The organism is Streptomyces sp. NPDC030840 (genome assembly GCF_055572015.1).
In genome coordinates this window covers 1-22,171 of record NZ_JBVIEE010000010.1, presented here as the reverse complement: position 1 = coordinate 22,171, position 22,171 = coordinate 1, and the positions used below count along the sequence as shown (strand labels likewise).

Annotated in this window: 18 protein-coding genes; 7 read left to right on the top strand and 11 right to left on the bottom strand. The window is 69.5% G+C overall.

Features of this window, described 5'->3' with window-relative positions:
• The first annotated feature begins 91 nt into the window (after nucleotides 1–91).
• Nucleotides 92–997: a LysR family transcriptional regulator gene (locus ACZ49J_RS22160; protein WP_467455748.1), complete on the top strand. Its 906-nt coding sequence runs from the start codon at nucleotides 92–94 to the stop codon at nucleotides 995–997.
• Between the two features lie 186 nt (nucleotides 998–1,183).
• Here the strand turns inward: ACZ49J_RS22160 and ACZ49J_RS22155 are convergent, their stop codons facing one another.
• From ACZ49J_RS22155 to ACZ49J_RS22135, 5 genes are all read right to left on the bottom strand, one after another.
• Entirely contained in the window at nucleotides 1,184–2,944 is a 1,761-nt protein-coding gene (locus ACZ49J_RS22155; protein ID WP_467455746.1) for an amylo-alpha-1,6-glucosidase, read from the bottom strand.
• Nucleotides 2,945–3,024: 80 nt separating this feature from the next.
• Entirely contained in the window at nucleotides 3,025–3,870 is an 846-nt protein-coding gene (locus tag ACZ49J_RS22150) for a carbohydrate ABC transporter permease (RefSeq protein WP_467455745.1), read from the bottom strand.
• The gene (locus tag ACZ49J_RS22145) at nucleotides 3,867–4,877 is read right to left on the bottom strand and encodes a carbohydrate ABC transporter permease (protein WP_467455743.1); all 1,011 of its coding nucleotides are present in this window, start codon (nucleotides 4,875–4,877) and stop codon (nucleotides 3,867–3,869) included. Before ACZ49J_RS22145 ends, ACZ49J_RS22150 begins: the two co-directional genes overlap by 4 nt.
• Before the next feature lie 21 nt (nucleotides 4,878–4,898).
• Nucleotides 4,899–6,146 (bottom strand): sugar ABC transporter substrate-binding protein, encoded by a 1,248-nt coding sequence (locus ACZ49J_RS22140; RefSeq protein ID WP_467455742.1) that lies wholly within the window; start codon nucleotides 6,144–6,146, stop codon nucleotides 4,899–4,901.
• 186 nt (nucleotides 6,147–6,332) lie between these two features.
• Nucleotides 6,333–7,349, bottom strand: a complete 1,017-nt coding sequence (locus ACZ49J_RS22135) for a LacI family DNA-binding transcriptional regulator (RefSeq protein ID WP_467455741.1) — start codon at nucleotides 7,347–7,349, stop codon at nucleotides 6,333–6,335.
• 483 nt (nucleotides 7,350–7,832) lie between these two features.
• On the opposite strand from ACZ49J_RS22135, the gene ACZ49J_RS22130 reads away from it, so the two are divergent.
• Complete coding sequence (locus ACZ49J_RS22130; RefSeq protein WP_467455740.1) at nucleotides 7,833–11,486, top strand: LamG-like jellyroll fold domain-containing protein; 3,654 nt, start codon at nucleotides 7,833–7,835, stop codon at nucleotides 11,484–11,486.
• A gap of 193 nt (nucleotides 11,487–11,679) precedes the next feature.
• On the opposite strand, the gene ACZ49J_RS22125 is transcribed toward ACZ49J_RS22130, so the two are convergent.
• The gene (locus tag ACZ49J_RS22125) at nucleotides 11,680–12,147 is read right to left on the bottom strand and encodes a winged helix-turn-helix transcriptional regulator (RefSeq protein ID WP_467455739.1); all 468 of its coding nucleotides are present in this window, start codon (nucleotides 12,145–12,147) and stop codon (nucleotides 11,680–11,682) included.
• 91 nt (nucleotides 12,148–12,238) lie between these two features.
• On the opposite strand from ACZ49J_RS22125, the gene ACZ49J_RS22120 reads away from it, so the two are divergent.
• From ACZ49J_RS22120 to ACZ49J_RS22105, 4 genes are all read left to right on the top strand, one after another.
• A complete protein-coding gene (locus ACZ49J_RS22120; RefSeq protein WP_467455738.1) occupies nucleotides 12,239–12,739 on the top strand; it encodes a PaaI family thioesterase in 501 nt (166 codons plus the stop codon).
• Between the two features lie 511 nt (nucleotides 12,740–13,250).
• Nucleotides 13,251–14,486, top strand: coding sequence for a PP2C family protein-serine/threonine phosphatase (locus tag ACZ49J_RS22115; RefSeq protein WP_467455736.1), 1,236 nt, complete (start codon nucleotides 13,251–13,253; stop codon nucleotides 14,484–14,486).
• Nucleotides 14,487–14,735: 249 nt separating this feature from the next.
• The gene (locus ACZ49J_RS22110) at nucleotides 14,736–15,005 is read left to right on the top strand and encodes a type II toxin-antitoxin system Phd/YefM family antitoxin (protein WP_467455735.1); all 270 of its coding nucleotides are present in this window, start codon (nucleotides 14,736–14,738) and stop codon (nucleotides 15,003–15,005) included.
• On the top strand, nucleotides 14,998–15,261 hold the full coding sequence (locus ACZ49J_RS22105) for a type II toxin-antitoxin system RelE family toxin (RefSeq protein WP_467455734.1): 264 nt from the start codon (nucleotides 14,998–15,000) through the stop codon (nucleotides 15,259–15,261). The genes ACZ49J_RS22110 and ACZ49J_RS22105 overlap by 8 nt, the downstream gene beginning before the upstream one ends.
• Nucleotides 15,262–16,757: 1,496 nt before the next feature.
• Here the strand turns inward: ACZ49J_RS22105 and ACZ49J_RS22100 are convergent.
• The 3 genes from ACZ49J_RS22100 to ychF form a co-directional block, all read right to left on the bottom strand.
• Nucleotides 16,758–17,012 (bottom strand): Txe/YoeB family addiction module toxin, encoded by a 255-nt coding sequence (locus tag ACZ49J_RS22100; protein ID WP_009321768.1) that lies wholly within the window; start codon nucleotides 17,010–17,012, stop codon nucleotides 16,758–16,760.
• Nucleotides 17,009–17,293 carry a type II toxin-antitoxin system Phd/YefM family antitoxin gene (locus ACZ49J_RS22095; protein ID WP_467455732.1) on the bottom strand — a complete coding sequence of 95 codons (285 nt, stop codon included), beginning with the start codon at nucleotides 17,291–17,293 and terminating at the stop codon, nucleotides 17,009–17,011. The genes ACZ49J_RS22100 and ACZ49J_RS22095 overlap by 4 nt, the downstream gene beginning before the upstream one ends.
• 200 nt (nucleotides 17,294–17,493) lie before the next feature.
• On the bottom strand, nucleotides 17,494–18,582 hold the full coding sequence (ychF, locus tag ACZ49J_RS22090; RefSeq protein WP_467455730.1) for a redox-regulated ATPase YchF: 1,089 nt from the start codon (nucleotides 18,580–18,582) through the stop codon (nucleotides 17,494–17,496).
• A 560-nt stretch (nucleotides 18,583–19,142) separates the two neighbouring features.
• On the opposite strand from ychF, the gene ACZ49J_RS22085 reads away from it, so the two are divergent.
• Complete coding sequence (locus ACZ49J_RS22085) at nucleotides 19,143–19,610, top strand: DUF6542 domain-containing protein (RefSeq protein ID WP_467455728.1); 468 nt, start codon at nucleotides 19,143–19,145, stop codon at nucleotides 19,608–19,610.
• 183 nt (nucleotides 19,611–19,793) lie between these two features.
• Here the strand turns inward: ACZ49J_RS22085 and ppgK are convergent, their stop codons facing one another.
• Together ppgK and ACZ49J_RS22075 are read right to left on the bottom strand one after the other, a co-directional pair.
• On the bottom strand, nucleotides 19,794–20,537 hold the full coding sequence (gene ppgK, locus ACZ49J_RS22080) for a polyphosphate--glucose phosphotransferase (protein WP_467455727.1): 744 nt from the start codon (nucleotides 20,535–20,537) through the stop codon (nucleotides 19,794–19,796).
• Nucleotides 20,538–20,676: 139 nt separating this feature from the next.
• A complete protein-coding gene (locus ACZ49J_RS22075) occupies nucleotides 20,677–21,690 on the bottom strand; it encodes a 4-hydroxy-3-methylbut-2-enyl diphosphate reductase (RefSeq protein WP_467455726.1) in 1,014 nt (337 codons plus the stop codon).
• Nucleotides 21,691–22,171 lie beyond the last annotated feature (481 nt).

The window sequence follows — 22,171 nt, the reverse complement described above, 5'->3', positions numbered from 1 at the left end:
CTCCTCGTCTTCTCGGCTCCGCTCCGGTCAGTGCCCAGCCTGCTTGCCCGACCGGTTGCCGGTCCAAGACATTTGGTGATAACCGATGGTTATGACGAGGGACGTACATGCCCGGGACCTGCGCTACTTCGTGGCGGTGGCGGACGAACTGCACTTCACGCGCGCGGCGGAGCGGTTGTACGTGTCGCAGCCGGCGCTGAGCAAACAGATCCGGGCGCTGGAGCGGCAGTTGGGCGTGGAGCTGTTCCGGCGCGAACCCCGGGGCGTGACCCTCACCGCGGCGGGCTCGGCGCTGCTGCCGCACGCGCGGCGAGTGCTGGCCGCCTGGGACGAGGCGGCCGCCGCGGTGGAGGCGGCGACGGCGGCCGAGCGCAGCACGCTGGTCGTCGGGATGAGCACCAGTCCGGGGCGTGGCGGCATCCTGCCCGCCATCCGCTCCCGCTTCACGGCCGCGCACCCGGAGGCGGAGCTCCGGGTGCGCCAGGTGAACTGGGAGGACCCGACGGCGGGCCTCGCGGACGGCGACGCGGACGTGGCGTTCGTCTGGCTGCCGCTGCCCGGTCAGGAGCGCTTCGCCTGGACGCTCGTCGCCGAGGAACCGCTCCTGGTCGCCCTCCCGGACACCCACCCGCTCGCCGCCCGCGCCGAGGTCGACTTCGCGGACCTCGCCGACGAGCCGTTCCTGGCGCTGCCCAAGAGCACGGGCCCGCTGCGCGACTACTGGCTCGCCCTGGACGCCCGTGACGGCCGCCCGCCCCGGATCGGCGCCGAGATCGCGAGCACGGAGGAGACGTACGAGGCCCTGGTCGCCGGTCTCGGCGTGTGCCTCGTGGCCGCGGGCAACGTCCCGCTGCTCACCCTGGGCGGTGTGGTGGCCCGCCCGGTGCGTGGCGTCACTCCCAGCCGTTACGTCCTGGCCTGGCGCCGCGAGGACGAACACCGGCCCCTGGTACGGGCGTACGCACAGGCGTGCCGACGGGCGACGGGCCGCGGGTGAGTGCTGCCGCGCGCCGGGCCGTTGCCGGTGCCGCCTGCCCGTGGGGGCTGCCCGTGGGGCCCGGACAGGCCCGCGCCGAAGGGGCATCTGCTGGTGCGGGCCACCCCCGTTGCCCGGCTTCCCGTCAGGGGGGCAGCCGGTCGCGCGACGGAGAACCGGCCCCCTTGCGTCAGGCTCGCTCGCGGGTCAGGCGACCGGATCGTCGGTCCCGGTGTCCGCGCGACGGAAGTGGTGGTCCCGGGCAAGGAGGAGGTAGCTGCTCGCGGTCCACGTGTAGGCGCGGTCGCGCAGGCCGGTGCCGGTCAGGGCGTCGAAGTTCTCGGCGAACCCGTGGGTCTCGCACAGGGCGCGGAAGCGGGCACTGATGTCGTCGGCGAGCCGTTGGTGGCCGGCACGGCGCAGGCCGTCCTCGATGAGGACCGTGGCGGGGGCCCAGATGGGGCCGCGCCAGTAGCCGTCGGCGAGGTAGTGGGGTGAGGTGGGCAGTTCGGTGGCCAGGCCGTACGGGGTCAGGTGGGCCTTGATGTTGTCGGCCAGCGTGCTGCCGATCTCGGCGGGCAGGTGCTCGCCCAGCGCGATGGGCATCAGGTCGAGGAGGCTGGCGCTGTCCCAGGTCTCCCCGGTGCCGGCCGAGCGGGCGACGAACCTGTCTCCGGTCCAGAGCTGGTCGAGCAGTGCCGTCTGGATCTCCTCGGCCGTCCGTCTCCACCGGGTGACCTCGTCGCCCTTTCCCAGCTCCTCAGCCAGCTGGGCGAGTTGGCGGAGCTGGAGGACGAGGAAGGCGGCCAGGTCGGCGGTGACGACCACCCGCCCGGGGTCGAAGGTGGTGGCGTTGTCCCAGCCGCTGTCGTTGCCGTGCTGGTAGTAGGGCAGTTCGGCGCCCGGGGCTCGCCGGGCGGTGAGCCAGAAGCCGGTCCAGCGCTCCAGCCGCTCGTACACCTGGGTCAGTTCGGTCCGGCTCAGGGGTGCCGGCAGACTGCGGCGCAGGTGGCCGAAGGCCCAGCCGTGGATGGGCGGCTTGACGAAGTTGTAGAGGACCTCGGAGTGGGTGACCGAGTCCGGCAGGGCACCGCTCGCGTCCTGGTGGTCGAACGGCAGCTGGAACTGGTCCCACGCCAGCGTGGGCGCTCCGGGCGCCAGGGCGAGGGCGTTGAAGCAGTGGTCCCAGCTCCAGACCTTGTCCATCCAGTGCTTGGACATCAGCACGCCCGGCCGGGTGACCAGGCCCTTCGCCGCCACGGTCGCCGACCAGACGACGTAGGCGGCGAGTTCGGCGGCCGGGGTGGCGTCCGAACGCCAGGGGGCCACGGCGTCGACGAAGTCCGCGAAGGCTTCCCGGGCCGCCGCCACGATGTCGTCGAAGGCCGCCGGGGGCGCGTAGGGCGGGCGGGCGGTGTCGAGTTCCTCGATCGCGAGCTCCCAGGCGCCGTCCCCCCGCGCGGTCACGGTGACACCGCGGTCGCTGCCGCCCAGGGCCTGGTCTCCGACGGTGTCGGCGATGATGCCGGACAGCACGGTGACGCGGTAACGGCGGCCGGTCTCGTACGAGGTGAACACGTGCGCGTTCGCGGCCGGGTCGTGGAAGAAGTACGTGCCGCTGAACGGGGTCAGGACCCGCGCACCGGCGAAGACGCCGAAGTCCAGGCCGCTGCCCCGCAGGCGCACGGTGTCCGGCGACTCGTAGGCGAGCTCGACGCGTCCCTTCTCGCCGGTCCAGACGAGCAGGCCCGGTGTCGCCTCGACGCGGGTCTCGGCCCGCTCGTCTCTCGCCGGGTCCAGGGGGACCAGGCGCAGGACGCCGTGCATGCCGTTCTGGTGGGAGACGAGGTGGAGGTCCTCAGCGTACGTCTTCTCCGCGACCACGGACGAGATGTCGAACCAGGATCCGTACACGCTGAAGGGAATGTCGTGGACGGAGAAGGCCGGGCCGGACAGTGCGGCGGTCATGTGGCGTGACTCGTTTCTGGAGCAGGGGCGCCGGTCGGTCGGCGTGGCAACGCGCAGGTGGTCCTGGTGGGCCGGGGGACTCAGTCCTTGACCGCGCCGGTGGCGACACCGGCCGACACATAGCGCTGGGCGAGGACGAGGATGACCGCGGCGGGCAGTGACGCGACGACGGCGGTGGCCATGATGGCGTTCCACTCCTGGTTGTTGTTGCCGATGTAGTGGTAGATGCCGAGGGTGATCGGCTCGTGGGTGCCGCCGTTGACGAGGGTGTTGGCGAAGACGAAGTCGGACCAGGACCACAGGAAGGCGAACAACGAGACCGTGACGACGGCGTTGCGGCTCATCGGCAGGACGACCGACCAGAAGGTCCGCAGCGCTCTCGCCCCGTCCATCTGCGCGGCCTGGAGCAGTTCGCCGGGGATGCCGGACATGAACGCGGTGAAGATCAGCACCGCGAAGGGCACGGCCAGGGTGGAGTCGGCGACGATCAGGCCGGGGACGGACTGGAGCAGTCCGAGTTGGAGGTAGATGGCGTAGAAGCCCATCGCCATGATGATCCCGGGGATCATCTGGGCGGCCAGCAGGACGAAGCTCAGCAGGCCGCCGCCGCGTGGGCGCAGCTTGGCGAGGGCGTAACCGGCGGGCGCGGCCACGGCCACGGTCAGCACGACGGTGCCGAGGGCGACCACGAGGCTGGTGCCGAGGTAGGGCAGTTGTTCGTTCAGAACGGTGCGGTAGCCGGCCAGGGTGCCGTGGGTCGGGAACAGGTCCGGTGGGCTCTTGCGCATGTCCTGGTCGCGGGTGAGGGAGACGTTGACCATCCAGTAGACGGGGAAGAGCATGATCCCGGTGAGCAGCAGGCCCACGGCCGTCTTCCAGCCCGGCCTTCTGCTGTGGCCTGTCGTCGGGGCAAGGCGGGTTCTCATGACAGCGCCTGCTTTCGCTGGACTCGGACGTAGACCAGGCCGAAGACCAGGGCGGCGACCACGAGCAGGTTGCCGACGGCCGCACCCGGGCCGAAGGCGGGCAGGAGGTTGCCGAAGCCGAGCTGGTAGGACCAGGTGGCGAAGGTGGTGGACGAGTCCGCCGGGCCGCCCTTGGTCATGATCCAGATGATGTCGAAGACCTTGAGGGTGTAGACGAGGCCCAGCAGCAGCGTGATGGCGGAGACCGGGCGCAGCAGGGGGAAGGTGATGCGCCAGAAGCGCTGCCAGGCGTTCGCTCCGTCGAGAGCCGCGGCCTCGTACAGCGATCCGGGGATGGACTGCAGACCGCTGTACAGCACGACCAGGTTGAAGGGGACACCGATCCAGATGTTCGCGATGATCACCGAGGTCAGCGACCAGGACGGCGAGGTCAGCCAGTTCACCGGCCCGATGCCGAGAGCGTGCAGGGCGGCGTTGACGACACCGGAGTCGCTGTTCAGCATCCAGGACCAGGTGGACGCCGACACGATCAGCGGCAGCAGCCACGGGACCAGGAACAGGGCGCGGAGCGTGGCCGAGAGCCGGAAGTGCTGGTTGAAGAAGACCGCGAGGGCGAGCCCGATGGCGTACTGGAAGACCAGGCACACGGCGGTGAAGACCGCGGTGTGCAGCAGGGCCGGCGCGAAGGTCGGGTCGTCGAAGACCTTCTGGTAGTTCGCCAGGCCCGTGAACGGCGCGTCGCCCTGGACGAAGGAGCGGACGGTGTAGTCGCGCAGGCTGAGGTCGAGGTTGCGGTAGAGCGGATAGGCATAGAAGAGGGCGAGGTAGAGGGTGACCGGGGTGAGGAAGGCCCAGGCGGCCCACTGCTGGGCTCGGCCCGCGGGGACCCCCGGACGGGAGGTCGGACGACGCCGTTCTCGCACGGGGGACCGGGTCGGGGCGGTGGTGGCCGCCCCGCTCCGGTCGTGCGCGGACCGGCGGTCCGAGAACTGTTTGGTGTCGTTCATCGGCGGACCACGAATCCCTGGTTACTTGACGGCCGACTGGGCCTTGGCCAGCGCGTCCTTCGGCGACTCGGCGCCACTGAGCGCGGACTGGACGGCCTTCCACATCTGCTCGGAGATCTTCGGGTACTTGGTGCCGAGGTCGTCGCTGGTACGGCCCTTGGCCGCCTTGACCGCGTCGACCCACGGCTTCAGCTCGGCGTTCGCGGCCACCTGCTTGTCCTGGACCTCGCTGGTGGGAGCGACGTAGGACAGCGTGGTGTCGGTGTTGTAGAGGTTGTCGCCGCTGGTCAGGCAGGTGACCAGCTTCTGCGAGGTGGCGTAGCGGCCGGCGTCCTTCTGGACCGGGATCGTCACGAACTCACCACCGGTCGGGGCCGCCGCGTTGCCGCCCGTGGCGGCCGGGACGGGAATCACCCCGTAGTCGAAGCCGGTCTTCTTGGCGTTCGCGAGCTGCCAGGTGCCGTTCTCGGAGAAGGCGTAGTCGCCGCCGGCGAACTCCTGCCAACTGGTGGTCTGGGTGTTGTTGATGACCGAGTTGGGGGCGTAGCCCTTCTTCAGCCAGTCCTTCCACAGGGACAGCGCGGAGGCGGCCTGCGGGGAGTCGAGTGCGGTGAGCTGCGCGCCCGAACCCCAGAACCACGGCAGGAACTGGAAGCTGCCCTCCTCCGTGCCGATCGCCGAGAAGGTGATGCCCTTCTTGCCGGCCTTCTTGACCTTCGCCAGCGCCGCCGTCAGTGACTTCCAGTCCTTGACCGAGGCGATGTCCACCCCGGCCGTCTTCAGCACGTCCTTGTTGTAGTAGAGGGCGAGGGTGTTGGCGCCGATCGGGGTGCCGTAGGTCTTGCCGCCGGACTGGCCGGCCGCGAGCAGGTTGGGGTCCACCTTCGAGGTGTCGAGCTTGTTGTCGTCGGTGGTGGTGAGCACGCCCGCCTCGGCGAGGGTCGACACGACCGGGTTGTCGACGATGAGGACGTCCGGGGAGTTGCCCTGCTGGGCCGCCAGCAGCGTCTTGTTGGCCAGGTCGCTGGTGTCGAAGGCGGTCCGCTTGATCTTCACGCCCGCCTTGGTGCCGCACTGGTCCAGCAGCTTCGCCCAGTCCGAGCCCTTGGCGAACTGCGGGTACGGGTCCCAGACGGTGTACGTGCCGTCGGCGACGTCCTTCGATCCGGAGCTGCCCGGGCCCGAGGAGCAGGCGGTGGCGCTGACCGCCACGGCCAGGGCGGTCAGGGCCGCGGCGGTCAGACGGCGTTGTCTGAAGGTGCTGTGCATGGTGGGTCCTTCGTTTTTGGCACAGGTGTGCCGTGGGAGGGGTGACGGGGGAGATCCGGGCACGCCGACCTGTGCCGGTGAAAGGTTCGGGTGCTCGGTGCGCTGGGTCGGGACGCCTGTGGGGTCGGCGTCGGAATGTGCCCGTGTGTCGTGGTGGAAGTGGGACGGAGGCGGGGTCCTTCGGCTTCAGGCGGTGCCGAGCACGGGTCCGGTGCTGGCCCGCAGGGAGATCGGCGGGGCGAGCAGGTGGTGCCGGGGCGACGCGTCGGGGTGGTCGAGCCGCTCGACGAGGAGGCCGACGGCGAGACGGCCCATCTCCTCCGCCGGTACGTCGGCGGCGGTGAGCTGCGGGGTCACCGTCTCCGCCCACCGGCCGGCCACGACTCCGGTGACGGAGAAGTCGCGCGGCACATGGCGGCCCGCCTGGGCGAGCCCTCGGTAGAGGCCGCCCAGGGCGGCCTCGTTCAGCGTGACCAGGCCGGTGGTGGCCGGGTCGTCCCGCAAGATCCGCTCCAGGCACGCTTGCCCTGAGGCGGCGTCGTCCCCGCAGGTGTACGTCCGCACGGTCAGCCCGCGCTCGGCCGCGGCCTTCGTGAAGCCGTCCAGTCCCCGGTGCGCGGACTCGTACCCCGCCCGCAGCAACTGCTCGGGACGGTTGACAAAGGCGACCCGGCGGTGGCCGAGGTCCGCCAGGTGATGCACGCACGCCTCGACCAGCGCGGTGTGGTCCAGGCCCACCCACCAGCCGCCCTCCGGGTGCGCGGTGCGGCCGATGGCGACGGAGGGGAAGTCCAGCTCGGCCAGGTGATCGACCCGGTCGTCCTCCAGCCTGATCTCCATCAGGATCGCGCCGTCGACCCGCCGCTCCCCCAGCAGCCGCTGGAAGGACCGGTCGCTGTCCACGCCGCTGGGTGACAGCAGCACGTCGTAGTCGTGGGCGGCGGCGGCCTCCACGACACTGCCGATGAAGTCCAGCTGCATCCCGGTGTAGTGGTTGCCGGCCGGCGGGAACACCAGGCCGATCGTGCTGGTCCGGCCGTTGGCGAGGGCGCGTGCGCTGGCGTTGGGCTGGTAGCCCAGTTCGTCGATGACCCGCTGGATCTTCTCGCGGGTGTCGTCCGACACCGGGCGCTTGCCGCTCAGCGCGTAGGACACGGTGCTGCGCGAGACACCGGCCCGCCGGGCGATCTCACCGATGTTCACGGAGAACTCCTTCTTCGAACCGGTTCGACGCCCCCACGGGGGCAGAGCGTCCGACTCGCTGGGTGCTGAGGTGGGGAGAGAACGACCACCGGTTGTCGAATCGGTTCGCGTGAAGTGAAGGTAGGAACAAGCCGGACGCCTGTCAACACCTGAAATGACACTTCCCGAGCGGCACGGGAATCCCGATGATCCGGGACTTCGCCTGTGTCAGAGGTATTGCTGGGCGATTTCCCCGGTGCTAGCTTCCTGCGAACCGGTTCGATGAAGTGATCCTTCCGGCGACCGGGACCCGCTCGCGCACCGCTTGCCGTGCGGAGTGCTGCCCATGCCACCCGGACAGCCCCTTACCTCCGGAGTCATGTGATCGAACCGATTCGACAACACGTCGTCCCGGGTCCTCCTCGCTGGTAACGGCCTACGGACGAGCATCCGGCCGATGCGGGCCGACCGGGACCCGTTACTCAAAGGATTGAGGACGCATCCATGCCATCCGCTGACAGATCAGCACGGCGCCGGGCCCCGGCCGCCGTGGCGCTGGCCCTCGGCGCCGGCGTACTGGTCACGCCGGCCGTCCCCGCACAGGCGGCCGAGACGCCCCAGCCCACGGCCCGCTACACGTTCGACGAGGACGACCTCGCGTCCGGGAAGATCACCGACAGCTCCGGCAACGGCCTGACGGCGAGCCTGGTCAACAGCGCCACCGCGCAGTCCGTCGAGGGCACGGGCGGCGGCAAGGCGCTCGCCCTGCCCGGCGGGGCACCCACCTCCGACGGCGCGTACGTCCGCCTGCCCCGAGAAGTGGTCGGCGACGCGACCGACCTGACGGTGTCCGCCCGTGTGAAGTGGAGCGGCGACACGTCGTCCTGGCAGCGGGTCTTCGATCTGGGCACCAACACCACCAAGTACCTCTTCGCCACCCCGTACAACGGCAACGGGCTGTTCCAGACCTCCGTGACCAACGGCGGAGGCGGCGCGGAGGCCCAGGTCCGCGGCTACGCGGCGCTCCCCGCGAACGAGTGGCGGACGGTCACCGTCACCCTCGACACCACCGCCGGCCGGCTCACCACCTACCTCGACGGCGTGGCGGTCTCCTCCGCCGAGACCCCCATCAAGGCCAAGGACCTGCTGGACGGTTCGGCCACGGCCGCCGGCTACATCGGCAAGTCCTTCTGGCCGGACCCGCTGCTCAAGGGCGCGATCGACGACTTCACGGTGTGGCACTCGGCGCTGAGCCCCGAGCAGGTGGCCGGTACGGTCGGGGCCGTGCCGACGGTCCAGGACCTCTCGAAGACATCCTTCGAGGTCCGTACGACCACCGGAACCGCTCCCTCCCTCCCCACCGCCGTCCGCGCGTCCTTCTCCGACGGCTACGACCGTGATCTGCCGGTCACCTGGGACGCCGTACCGTCGGACGAGTACGCCCAGCCGGGTTCCTTCACGGTGTCGGGCACGGCGGCCGGACGGGGCGTCAAGGCGACGGTCACCGTGGTCCGCGAGGGGCAGCTCACCGTCGACCTCGGCTCGGACACCGGCGCGTTCCACGGCGGCGCCTCCGGCACGCTCTACGGCGTGTACGGACCGGACGTCCCCAGCAACAACCTCATCGAGGGCATGGGCCTGCGCACGGTCTCCACCAAGGCGCAGGACGGCCCGCAACACCCCGGGGCCGACGCGCTGGAGGTGGTGAAGCCGCTGGCCGACTCCACCGACGGTGACGTCTACATCTACATGACCGACATCCACCGCGGCTTCCCGTACGAGTGGCCGGGCGATTCCCCCGCGGAGAAGCTGGGGCTCTACGAGAAGAAGATCGCCAAGCAGGTGGACCAGGTCCTGCGGCTGCCGGAGCAGTACCAGGACAACATCGTCTTCGTGCCGTTCAACGAGCCCGAGGGCAACATGTTCGGCACCGGCCAGTGGAGCTACAACAAGGTCAGCTGGCTGAGCGACCCCGACGACTTCTTCGCCGCCTGGGACAGCGCCTACAAGCTCATCAAGGGCAGGATGCCCGACGCGCGCGTCGCCGGCCCCAACACCAGCGTCCTCTACGACCAGGTGAAGGGCTTCCTCACCCACACCCTGGCCGCCGGCACGCTCCCCGACGTGATCACCTGGCACGAGCTGAGCCACCCGGAAGCGGTACGCGCGAGCGTGGCCAAGTACCGGGCGTGGGAGAAGGACCTGTTCAAGGGCACGGACCGTGAGGGCACCCGGCTCCCCGTCAACATCAACGAGTACGCCTTCAACTACCACACCTCGGTCCCGGGCCAGATGATCCAGTGGGTGTCCGCGATCGAGGAGTCCAAGGTGGACGCCGACATCGCGTACTGGAACATCGACGGCAACCTCTCCGACTCCGCGGTGCAGTCGAACCGCGGCAACGGGCAGTGGTGGCTGCTCCATTCGTACGCCTCGATGAGCGGGCACACGGTGACGGTGAACCCGCCGTTCCCCGGCGAGAACTACACCATGCAGGGCGTCGCCACCCTCGACGAGAAGAAGAAGCAGGCGCGGCTGATCTTCGGCGGCTCCACCGGCAAGGGCCACATCACCTTCGCGGGCGTTCCCAAGAAGCTCTTCGGCAAGAGCGTGCACGCCTGGGTGCGGGAGATCGAGTGGACCGGGCAGGTGGGCGATTCCTCCGGCCCGAAGCTGCTGGCCGAGCGAGACGTGAAGATCGCGAGCGACGGCACGGTCTCCGTCGACTTCGGCGACGGCACGCTGCCGGCACTCACGGAGTCCTCGGCGTACGAAATCGTCCTCAGCCCGGCCGGAAAGGCGAAGGCCACGCAGTCCCCACCGGTGCGCTGGCAGAGCTCGTACGAGGCGGAGGACGCCGCTCACACCGGTTCGGGCTACTCCAAGAACGGACCCGAGGGCTCGCCCCGTGACGTGTCGAAGTTCTACACCTCCGGCGGCTACGACGTCGGCGGCCTGCGCACCGGCTCGGACGTCACCCTCGACTTCACCGTGGACGTGCCCGAGGACGGCACCTACGACCTGAGCGTGTTCGCCAACTCCCTCAACACCTTCGACAAGGTGAAGGAACAGGGCCCCACCAACGTCTTCCTGCGCGTGGACGGCCAGGCGGACAGCGAGCAGGAGCTGTACCTGCCCCTCGGCTACAAGTGGGTGGTGTGGGACCACACCGACGCCAAGGTGAAGCTCACCAAGGGCAAGCACACCCTGACGCTCGCCGCGAAGAGCGCCGACGGCAAGGGCGTCACCAAGGGCGACGCCATCGTCGACCGCCTCACCCTCTCCCTCCCCGGCTCCTCCGCCGCCACCCAGGCCCACGAGGGCGAGCTGGCCTGGCTGGACGGTGGGGCACGGCCCGTCTACGACCTGCCGAAGCGGGCGACCACTGGATCGGGCGCTGCCCGGCTCCAGGAGAAGGGGACCGCGACCTTCTGGGTCTACTCCCCCGCCGACCGCGAGGCCACCCTCAAGATCGACACCCTCGGCGGCTCGGGCGCCCGCGTCGCCGTCAACGGCCAGCGGGTCCTGCGCCTGGACAAGGACGCGAACAGCGTCGCGGTCTCCCTGTCCGGTGGCGTCAACAAGGTGACGGTGACCGGGGGTTCGTCCACCACCCTCGTCGACCGCCTGACGGTCACCCCGACCGAGGGCACCCTCAAGACGCGTACGTACGAGGCGCAGGACGCCGTCCTCGCCGGCTCCGCCACACTCAGCCCGCTCTCCCTGGCCACGGACGGCACCGCGATCACCGGCATCGGCGGTGCCCCGGGCAACGGCAACACGGCCACGTTCACCGTCACCGCGGACAAGGCCGGCCTGTACGCGCTGCGCATCCGCTACTCGAACCCCGAACAGTCCCCGGCCACCCACTACAACCCGGACCCGCTCGCCCGCCACGCCGACCTCACCGTCAACGGCGGCGAGACGCAGCGGGTCTCCTTCCCGCACACCTTCCACCAGAACAACTTCTGGGAGCTGACCGTCCCGGTCCAGCTCGAGAAGGGACAGAACACGCTCACCTTCCGCTCCGAGGAGCTGCCCGACTTCGACGGCACCACCTACGCCTCGGACACCTTCCCCGGGGTGCTGCTCCGCTCCCGCTACGCCCCGCTGATCGACCGGATCACGGTCGCGCCGTACGCGAAGGAGGTGCGATGAGGTGATCGGCGTCGGCGACCAGGTGACGCGTACGAAGACCGGGTAGGTCAGCACGGGAACCCAGTAGGGCTGGGCTCGCCGGAGCCCAGCCCTACTGACCAGTCGTGCCGGGGGGGCGGCGGGGGCGGAGAAGGCCCGCGGCGTGCTCGGCGCCCCTGCCCAGCGGTACGGCCGATGTGCTGATCTCCATGGCTCACGACCGAGGCCGGGCGCCGGGTCCCAGCCGGGCGGTGACTTGCCCAGGGGTGAGTGCGGAGTGCCCCTCGGAGCACTCGACGGCGACGCGGACCGGAGCGTCGCAACCGGTGTGGCGAACGTCCAGTACGGGGCCCTCGGCGTCGAGGGCGTACGCCTCACCCCACTGGCTCAGCGCCATCAGGACGGGCCACAGGTCCCAGCCCTTGCGGGTCAGGCGGTACTCGTTGCGGGAGCGGCTGCCCGGCTCCTGGTAGGGGACGGTCTTGAGGATGCCGGCCGCGGTCAGCTTGCGGAGGCGGTCGCTGAGAACGCCTTCGGACAGGCCGATGTGGCGGTGGAAGTCGTCGAAGCGGCGGACTCCGTTGACGGCGTCCCGCAGGATCAGCAACGTCCATTTCTCTCCGACCACGTCGAGCGTGCGCTGGACGGGGCAGTTCTCCGTGCTCGCCTCAAGCCACTCCATCCCGCCATCGTAAGCGCCTGGCTTCGTCATTGACAGTCAGGTGAGCCGGAAGCTAGCTTCACTTGCAAAAGTCAGATGGGAAGGCTCGGTCGTGGGACGCACACGTACGTATCAATGGGAAGATCCCGCGATCCTGGAGGAGGCCGCCGGACGCATGGCCGGCATCGACTTCCTGCGCACGTTGCAGGCGGGTCGCCTGCCGAGGCCGCCCATCAACCACGCCATCGACTTCGCCCTGGACGAGGTGGAACCCGGCAGGGCCGTCTTCTCCCTGACCCCGGGTGAGGAGCACTACAACCCGATCGGCAGCGTCCACGGCGGCATCTTCGCCACCCTGCTCGACTCGGCGGCGGGCTGCGCCGTCCAGAGCACCCTCCCGCAAGGCATGGCGTACACCTCACTCGACCTGACGGTGAAGTTCCTCCGGCGCATCACCGTGGAGACGGGCACGGTGCGCGCCGTCGGGACGGTTGTCAACAAGGGCCGTCAAACCGCCCTCGCCCAGGCCCAGTTGGTAGACGCGAAGGACCGTCTCCTCGCCCACGCCACCAGCAGCTGCCTGCTCTTCCCGGTTCCTCATTCTCAAGGGTGAGCGTCGGCGGCGACCGGTGAAGGTGCGAACGAGCCTCCTCCGCGGACCGACCCGCCGGGTCTGGATGGTGGCGCGGTTCCACCACAGGGAGAGCAGGTGGCCGTCGTCCTCGCCACGGGCGTTCTGGGTGGCCAGGGCCTTGGTGACGGCGGGGCGGAAGTCGGCGGTGCCGGCCGTTGCCGTATGGACGCACGGCACCGTCGTCGCAGGACCTGACGGCCTGAGCAACTCCGACGAGCCGGTCTGCGTCGCCCGCGAGTTGTTCGGCGACCTGGCCGGGTTCGAGCTTGGCGCCGGTTCCGACGGCGGTGAGGGCGTGGGCGATCAGGCCGACGGCGTCGTATGCCTCGGCGGCCCATCGGCCGGGTGCTGCGCCGTGGCGCGTCGCCGACCGCTGCGCCTACGTCCCGTGCGACACGGATGGCGGCAGGCGGCGAGCGGTGCCGCCGCGCGCTGCGTAGTTTGGCAGACAGCACCCCTTTGAGCAGCGGAAAGGACTGGCACCAGACCTGTGCCACCGCAGATCGACTACTCGGCGTTGTTCGCGGCCACGCCCAGTCCATATCTGGTGCTGGGGCCCGATCTGGTAATCGTCGACGTCAACGAGGCGTACCTGAGGGCGACCGGGCGGAGCAGGCCAGAGCTGGTGGGGCAGTACCTGTTCGACGCCTTCCCGGACAATCCCGCGGACCCGGACGCCGACGGTGTGCGCAACCTTGACGCCTCGTTGCACCGGGTTCTGCGGTCGCGAGAGCCGGACACGATGGCGGTGCAGAAGTACGACATCCCCGTAGCATCCCGGCCCGGGGTGTTCGAGGAGCGGTGGTGGTCCCCGATCAACACCCCCGTCCTCGGCCCGGACGGGCAGGTGGCGTGGATCATCCACCGGGTGGAGGACGTGACCGCCTTCGTCCTGTCCCGCCCGGCCCGCCCACCAAGCGGGACGCTGAACGAGCGCGACGCGATGGAGGCCGAGCTGTACTCGCGAGCGCGGGAGCTGCAGCGCCTGAACGAGGAGCTGCGCCAGGCCCACGCACGGGAACGCCAGGTCGCCGTCGCCCTGCAGGAGGCCATGCTCCACGCGCCCGACCTGGCCGGGCACCCGAATGTCGCGGTGCGCTACCTGCCCGCGGTCGGGTCGCTGAACGTGTGCGGCGACTGGTACGACGTGGTCGACCTGCCCGACGGCTGCTTCGGCGTGGCCGTCGGCGACGTCGTCGGCCACGGCCTGGAGGCCGCCGCCGTCATGGGCATGCTCCGCAGCGCACTGAGCGCCGCCGTCCGGGCCCTGCACGAGCCCGCGAGCTCGCTGGAAGTCCTCGGCCTGTACGCCCGCTCCGTCGAGGGAGCGGTAGCCACCACCGCTGTCAAGGTCGTGGTCGACACCCGCCATCACCGGATCACGTATAGCAGCGCCGGCCATCCCCCGCCCGTCCTGGTGCATCCCGACGGCGGCTGCGACCTGCTGGATGGGGCGACCGACCCGCCCCTGGGCGCCCGCCCCGAGCACACCACCCGCCCGCAGGCCGCTCTGCCCTACGCCACCGGCGACACCCTCGTGCTGTACACCGACGGGCTCATCGAGCGCCGAGGCGAGGACATCGACGCCGGCCTGCGCCGGCTGACCGACGCTCTGGCCCACTACGCCGGCCTGGGCCCCGACCGCCTCTCCGATGCCCTACTGGCCCGCCTCGGCGTGGCCGGCGGCTCCCGCGACGACATCGCCCTGGTCGTCGTACACCTGTAGCCGGTCGAGCCCGGTCGGCGAGCCGGACCAGGCCCCCTCCCATTCCGCGTCCGGCGTCGGTGATCAGTGGTTCCGCCCCTCAAGCAGGTAGTTGACTTTCAATTGTGAACCGGAACGCCCATCACAACGCTCCCACCTGCGGAGGCGCGCCTGCCAACGATCGCATCCAGCACGGTTGCGGTTCACCCGCACCCTGAGCGCGACAATGAGCCGTTGTGTACACATGCGACACTCGGTACTCTTGGGCGCATGACACAGCCGTTGCCCATAGAGTCCATCCGCGATGTCCGGGCACACCTGGCCGAGGTAGTGGAGCGGGCTGACCGCGACGACCTGCCCACGGTGATCACGCGCCGGGGCAAGCAGGTGGCTGCCGTGGTGTCCATCGAAGTGCTCCGGAAATACCAGGAGTGGGAAGAGCGCGAGATCAACCGAATCATCGACGAGCGCATGGCCAACCCGGCTCCCGGCATCCCGATGGAGGACATCATCAGGGAGACGCTGGCGCGCAGTGAGTGAGTACCGCACCGTCTTCCGGCCCGAGGCTCAGGCCGAGCTCCGCAAGGTCCCCCGAGACATGGCCCTCCGCGTTCTGGCCAAGCTGACTGAGCTGGAGAGCGACCCGCTGGGGTTAAACACCACGGCCCTCGTCTCCCAGCCCGACCGGCGCCGCCTACGGGTGGGCGACTACCGCGTGATCTACACGGTCGACAACGGTGAGCTGGTGGTGTGGGTCGTGCACGTCGGACATCGCTCCACCGTCTACGACACCTGAGCCCTTCTGACACCGGTCAGAAAATCCAGCACCAATCCAGCACGGGATCGATGAAGGAGCCGGGCTCCCACGAGCACGGCCCCTTCTGACCTGTATGTTTGCCGCGTCAGCGACGTGGTGTTATTTCATCCGCTCAGACGTTGAACCGGAACGTCCACAACAACGCTCCCACCTGCAGAACCGGGCGCCTGCGAGATCCAAGTCAGCACAGAACCAGCACGGGGCAACAAGGTCGGTGCTCAGGCCCGCGACCAATCAGCCGGCCAGGACCTCAATAGCGCGGCATGTTCGGGATCGCCTTCTCCGCGAACTCGACGAGCGCCTCCACTTTCGTCAAGTCGGCCGCTACATCCTCCGGCGTCACGGCCGGAGCTTCCGAAGACCGGTACTCGACTTCGTTGCGCCGGCGCGGGGGGCCCGCATGTGGTTTGCAATACCGCGGCCAATGCCCTGCGCGCGGCGTCATAGTCGGGTGCGTACCCGCCCTGCGGGTCCGTGGCCAGCAACTGCCGTGTGGAGCCGACGTGCGTGCGCGCCCGGGCCAGTTCGGCTTCGGCGGCCTTCCGGGAAGCGAGCACGCGCTCAAGCGCACCACTGCCGATGAGCGAGTCGACTGTTGACCGCCCGTGACCAGCGCGGCGCCCCTCGTCCCAGCCTCGTAGAGATGGACCGCGACGCCCTGGGCCGACTTCCGGGGCGCTGCGTCACCCAGAGGAGTCGGAGTCTCCGCCGCCGACCGCCCCACCCAGCACCCGGTCAAGCCTGCGCGCCTCACAGGCGCAGAGTGACAGCCTCGCTGCCATACCCCTGGCGGGTGAGATGGTCGGCGAGTGTCTCTAGGAGGGTGATGCCGGAGCGCACTCGTGCCTCGACGCTTTCGCCCTCCCCTGCCAGTACCTGGTCCTGCCCCCGCAGTGCCGACAAAGCGAGTCTCGTTTCCTCGCGTACATCCACTACCGGCCCCACAACGCGCGCGGTTGTCCACGCGATCAAGGAGATCGAACAAGACGTTGATGCGGCCGGAGCAGAGCAACGTGCTCACGGTCCCGCACCGAGCCCAGGCACGTCCCCGTCCGACAACGGCTTCGCCGATCAACTGAGTGCCGCCGAACTCACCGTACGGCGGCTCACCTGGAAGCACGGCCAAGACCATGCTCTGGTCATCACAGCGCGCATGGAACTCGCCGACCTCACTGGGCATAGCGGTGACGTGCGCGGAGCCGCCGAACTGTACGACCGTCTCGGTCGGGACTGCAGCACCTGGTTCGGTCCGGGGCACAGTCGCACGCTCGACGCCTTTGAAGGTATGGCGCGGTGGGTCAGCGCCTGAGGCGAGGAAACCCAGTAGTTCATGCGCAGGCCATGAGTCTGACCTGTGCTGGAGACCTGGAGTGCGGCCCGTCGGATCCTGGCTGCCCGTGCGGAAACTTCCCCTGCGATCGCCCCCGGCCTCAATCCGGCACGAGAGCGGCAACTCAGTACGGACAGCCCTTCGGTCAGTAGTGATAGCGGGCTGCAAGGATCACGATCTCTTTGTCCGTGACCAGGTAGACGAGGCGGTGCTCATCGTCGATCCGCCTGGACCACGCTCCAGGCAAGTGATACTTGAGTGGCTCGGGCTTGCCGATCCCCGTGAAGGGGTCACGCTTGACGTCCTCGATGAGCTTGTTGATCCGAGCCAGCATCTTGCGATCGTTCTTGAGCCAGGACGTGTAGTCCTCCCAGCCCTGATCCTCGAAGACGAGCCTCACGCTCCATCCTCACGTGCCGCGTCCGGCGAGTCAGGGTCGATCAGCTCTCGCTCAGACACGTCGATGTTGGCCAGGGCGTTCTCGTATGCCTTGAGCAACCGGCGGGCGTTCCCCGGAGAGCGCAGCAGATACGAGCCCTCCCGCAGAGCCGCGTAGTCCTCAGCCGAGACGAGTACGGCGTTGCCGTGCTTGGAGACGATCTCGATGGCCTCGTGATCGTCGTTGACCTTCTTGATCAGCGGAAAGAGAGCCTTGCGGGCTTCGCTCGCGGTTATCGACATGCGCTGACTCCCTACATCGAGTGGTACCGAATAACGTACCACTCTCAGTCGCCTACATCAGGTCCAGTGACGTGACGACTCACCAGAAAACGCAGCACCATCCCAGCACGGGAAACAGCAGAGGGGCCGACTCCCGGGAGAGCCGACCCTATCTGACCTGCAAGTTTGCCAGGCAGCCAACGTGGTGTTACCGCACTCGCTCACACGTTGAACCGGAACTCCACCACGTCCCCGTCCTGCATCACATAGTCCTTGCCCTCCATGCGGGCCTTGCCCTTGGCGCGGGCCTCGGCGACCGAGCCGGTCTCGACGAGGTCCTCGAAGGAGATGACCTCCGCCTTGATGAAGCCCTTCTGGAAGTCGGTGTGGATGACACCGGCCGCCTCGGGGGCGGTGGCGCCCTTCTTGATCGTCCAGGCCCGGGACTCCTTGGGGCCGGCCGTGAGGTAGGTCTGCAGGCCGAGGGTGCGGAAGCCGACGTGGGCGAGGGTGGCGAGGCCGGGCTCGTCCTGGCCGACGGACTGGAGAAGTTCGAGGGCCTCGTCCTCGTCGAGCTCGGCGAGGTCCGCCTCCAGCTTGGCGTTGAGGAAGATCGCCTCGGCGGGGGCCACCAGGGCGCGCTGCTCGTTCTTGAACTCCTCGTCGACCAGTTCGTCCTCATCCACGTTGAAGACGTACAGGAACGGCTTGGTGGTCAGCAGGTGCAGGTCGTGGAGGAGCTCGTTGCGCTCGGTGCCCTGGACGATCCCGTGCGCGAACAGGGTGTCGCCCTTCTCCAGGATCTCCTTGGCCTCCTCTACGGCCTTCACCTTCGGCGCGATGTCCTTCTTGATCCGGGACTCCTTCTGGAGCCGGGGCAGGACCTTCTCGATGGTCTGGAGGTCGGCGAGGATCAGTTCGGTGTTGATCGTCTCGATGTCGTCCTTGGGCGAGACCTTGCCGTCGACGTGCACGACGTTCTCGTCCTGGAAAGCGCGGATGACCTGGCAGATCGCGTCCGACTCACGGATGTTCGCCAGGAACTTGTTGCCGAGGCCCTCACCCTCGGAGGCGCCGCGCACGATGCCCGCGATGTCGACGAAGTCGACGGTCGCCGGGAGGATCCGCTGAGAGCCGAAGATCTCGGCCAGCTTGGTGAGACGGGGGTCGGGGACGCCGACGACGCCCACGTTCGGCTCGATCGTGGCGAACGGGTAGTTGGCCGCCAGCACGTCGTTCTTGGTCAGGGCGTTGAACAGGGTCGATTTGCCGACGTTGGGCAGACCGACGATTCCGATCGTGAGCGACACGTTGCGACTTCCCGTACGTGAGGACTGAGCAGCTGACTTGTCAGGCCCGGGTCCCTGTCATGAAGACGACCTTCGTTCAGCGTGGTGCGCCTGGCGAGTGCGCGGGCCGATCCACCAGTCTACGGCGTGCGCGCGCCCGCCCCGGCGGGCGGATCGAACGCATGCCCAAGCTCTGCTCAACGGCGTGTCAGAGAAGCCGTTCGGCACATCGAGCGACCTAGGTTGGTCCGGTGGAGCAACACAGGACGCGCCCTCCGAAGCCCCGATCGCGCCGTGACTCGCCCCTTCCGCCCCAGGCGGGCAGAGCGGGAGCCGCTCCGGGGCGGTTCGGGGGGCAGGTGGGGCCGGTGGGCCCGGCGGGCGCCCGGGTGCCACGGGCCGACGCTCTCGACGGCCCAGGCCCCGGCCCCGGCTCGGGCTCGGGCTCGGGCTCGGGCTCGGGCGGAGGGAAACCCGGAGCGCGAGGAGGCGGACCCGGAGAGGCCGCGCGGGCACACGGCGCCGGTACGCCGGGGCGTGCGCCGGGCGTGCGGTGGGCAGCGGACGGGCCCGGGACTCGTGTGCTGCGAGCCGCACGGCGGATGCCGAACCCCCGGCTCACCGGACTCGGCGGCGGGCTGTTCTGCGGCGCCGCGATGCTCACCCTCGGATGCCTCGACCACCTGCTGTTCGGTGCCTCGCTGACCCTGTACGGTGTGCTGTTCCTGCTGGTCAGCGCGTTGACCGCGGTCTGGGTACGCCGGAGAGAGGTGGTCACCGCGCCCGTCGTCGTGCCGATCGCCTTCGCTGCCGGGCTGCTTCCCCTCATCGAGGGCGGCGAGGGCCTCTCCGGGCGGCTGGTGAGCCTGGTCAGCGGTCTTGCCACGCAGGCGGGCTGGCTCTATGGCGGCACGCTCGTCGCCGGTGTCATCGCGACCTGGCGCAAGCTCCGTGTGATGACCCGCCGCGGGGCTCCCGGCAGGGCGCTCGGCCGGGCTCCCGGCAGGTCTCTCGCAGCCGGTCCGGCTCGCTCCGGCCGCGGTCTCTGACCAGGGTCTCTGGCCTGGATCTCTGACCGGGACTCTGACCTGGGTCTCTGACCTGGGACTCTGACCTGGATCTCTGGCCTGGACTCTGACCTGGACTCTGACCTGGGGCTCTGACCTGGGACGCCGTACGGTCACGCCATGCGGCGCGCCCCGTCTTCCCTTCCCCGGCCCGCCGGCGGAGCGCTACGCCTTCGCCGCCCGCATCGCCGCTCCGACGATCCCCGCGTTGTTCTGCAGCTGCGCCGGGACGATCTCCGCCTTGATGCCCTCGATCAGCGGCAGGAACTTGTGGGACTTGCGGCTCACTCCGCCGCCGATGACGAAAAGCTCGGGCGAGAAGAGCATCTCGACGTGGGCGAGGTACTTCGTGACGCGCTTCGCCCAGTGCTCCCAGGTCAGCTCGTGGTCGTCCTTGGCCTTGGTGGACGCGCGCTTCTCCGCGTCGTGGCCGTTCAGCTCCAGGTGGCCCAGCTCCGTGTTCGGCACGAGGACCCCGTCCGTGAACACGGCGCTGCCGATGCCGGTGCCGAAGGTGAGCATGATGACCGTGCCGCGGCGGTCCCGGCCCGCGCCGAACTGGACCTCGGCGACGCCCGCCGCGTCCGCGTCGTTGACCACCGTCACCGGCAGTCCGCCGAGCCGCTCGCCGAGCAGGGCGCGGGCGTCCACATCGATCCAGGCCTTGTCGACGTTGGCAGCCGTGCGGATCGTGGCGCCGCCGGTGACCACTCCGGGGAACGTGACGCCGACCGGGCCCCGCCACCCGAAGTGGTCGACGACCTCCTTCACGCCGTCGGCCACCGCGTCGGGGGTCGACGGGTGCGGGGTCAGCACCTTGAAGCGCTCGTCCGCCAGGTCGCCCCGGTCCAGGTCCACGGGAGCACCCTTGATCCCGGATCCACCGATGTCCACGCCGAAGATCTGCATGGCCCTACGTTACGTCGTACGACGGACAGTGACGTACCGGCCCGGGGCCCACGGGCCGCAACCACGCAGAACCCTCACGTTCCGGCGACGCCCCGTCCCCCACGCCTCGTGCCCACGCCCCGCGCCCGCCGCGACGCCCCTACTCGGCGACGTCCCGGCCCGTGCGCTCCGCGACCAGGCTCGCCGCCTCCGCGCGCAGGTCCTTGCGCAGCTCCTTCGGCAGGGAGAAGGTGATCGACTCCTCGGCGGCCCTGACGAGTTCGACGTCCGCGAAGCCGCGCTGCGAGAGCCACTCCAGGACCTGCTCGACGAGGATCTCCGGCACCGAGGCGCCGGAGGTGACACCGACGGTCGAGACGCCCTCCAGCCAGGCCTCGTCGATCTCGTCGGCGAAGTCCACGAGGTACGCCTCGCGCGAGCCCGCGAGCTTGGCTACCTCGACGAGCCGCTTGGAGTTGGACGAGTTGCGCGAGCCGACGACGATGACCAGCTCCGCCTCGGCGCCCATCTGCTTCACGGCGAGCTGGCGGTTCTGCGTGGCGTAGCAGATGTCGTCGCTCGGCGGCGAGACGAGCAGGGGCAACTTCTTCTTGAGGGCGTCGACCGTCTCCATGGTCTCGTCCACGGAGAGTGTGGTCTGGGAGAGCCAGACGACCTTGGAGGGGTCGCGGACCTCGACCTTGGCGACGTCCTCGGGGCCGTCGACCAGCGTGATGTGGTCCGGCGCCTCACCGGAGGTGCCGATGACCTCCTCGTGGCCCTCGTGCCCGATCAGGAGGATGTCGTAGTCCTCCTTGGCGTACCGGATCGCTTCCTTGTGGACCTTGGTCACCAGGGGGCAGGTGGCGTCGATGGTGGCGAGTCGGCCGCGCTCGGCCTCCTGGTGCACGGTCGGGGCGACGCCGTGCGCGGAGAACATGACGATGTTGCCCGGCGGGACTTCCTCCGTCTGCTCAACGAAGATCGCGCCCTTGTTCTCCAGGGTCTGCACGACGTACTTGTTGTGGACGATCTCGTGACGGACGTAGATCGGGGCGCCGTACTGCTCCAGGGCCTTCTCGACGGCGATCACCGCGCGGTCGACACCCGCGCAGTAGCCGCGGGGGGCGGCGAGGAGGACACGGCGGCCAGGCGAAGCAGTCATGCGACCCATCGTAAGGCCGCGGCGGGTGGGCGAAGATCGGGTGTTGCCCGCCCCCCGTCCATCCCTGGGGGCTGAGCCCTCAGACCCCCGCTGTCGGCCTTCGGCCTCGTCCTCGAACGCCGGACGGGCTGAGATCCAAGCCCCGGCCGCGAGGATTTGGCGCCGCCCGCACAATCCAACGCCGCCCGCACGATCCAGCCCCTCCGGCGTTTGAGGAGCCGGGGTCCGGGGGCCGGCCCCCGAGACCGGGGTCCGGGGCGGAGCCCCGAGCTGGGTCGAAGGGGCGGCGCCCCTGGTGGTGGGACGGGTAGGGGCGGCGGGGGCGGACAAGGGTTCCGGTTCCGGTCCGGTTCCGGTCCGGTTCCGGCTCGTTCGCCGGCAGGCTGAGGCGGGGATGATGCTCCTATTGCCTGTCAAGCGGCATGGAGCCAGTCGCGGTAGGCGTGGGTGAGTGCGTCGTCGCGGCGGATTCCTCGTTCGAGGGTGGAGA

What these genes read in the sequence shown, in the direction of transcription:
- ACZ49J_RS22160 (WP_467455748.1), top strand. Translation starts at nt 92, where the DNA reads ATGACGAGGGACGTACATGCCCGGGACCTGCGCTACTTCGTGGCGGTG.
- ACZ49J_RS22155 (WP_467455746.1), bottom strand. Translation starts at nt 2,944, where the DNA reads ATGACCGCCGCACTGTCCGGCCCGGCCTTCTCCGTCCACGACATTCCC.
- ACZ49J_RS22150 (WP_467455745.1), bottom strand. Translation starts at nt 3,870, where the DNA reads ATGAGAACCCGCCTTGCCCCGACGACAGGCCACAGCAGAAGGCCGGGC.
- ACZ49J_RS22145 (WP_467455743.1), bottom strand. Translation starts at nt 4,877, where the DNA reads ATGAACGACACCAAACAGTTCTCGGACCGCCGGTCCGCGCACGACCGG.
- ACZ49J_RS22140 (WP_467455742.1), bottom strand. Translation starts at nt 6,146, where the DNA reads ATGCACAGCACCTTCAGACAACGCCGTCTGACCGCCGCGGCCCTGACC.
- ACZ49J_RS22130 (WP_467455740.1), top strand. Translation starts at nt 7,833, where the DNA reads ATGCCATCCGCTGACAGATCAGCACGGCGCCGGGCCCCGGCCGCCGTG.
- ACZ49J_RS22125 (WP_467455739.1), bottom strand. Translation starts at nt 12,147, where the DNA reads ATGGAGTGGCTTGAGGCGAGCACGGAGAACTGCCCCGTCCAGCGCACG.
- ACZ49J_RS22110 (WP_467455735.1), top strand. Translation starts at nt 14,736, where the DNA reads ATGACACAGCCGTTGCCCATAGAGTCCATCCGCGATGTCCGGGCACAC.
- ACZ49J_RS22095 (WP_467455732.1), bottom strand. Translation starts at nt 17,293, where the DNA reads ATGTCGATAACCGCGAGCGAAGCCCGCAAGGCTCTCTTTCCGCTGATC.
- ppgK (WP_467455727.1), bottom strand. Translation starts at nt 20,537, where the DNA reads ATGCAGATCTTCGGCGTGGACATCGGTGGATCCGGGATCAAGGGTGCT.
- ACZ49J_RS22075 (WP_467455726.1), bottom strand. Translation starts at nt 21,690, where the DNA reads ATGGGTCGCATGACTGCTTCGCCTGGCCGCCGTGTCCTCCTCGCCGCC.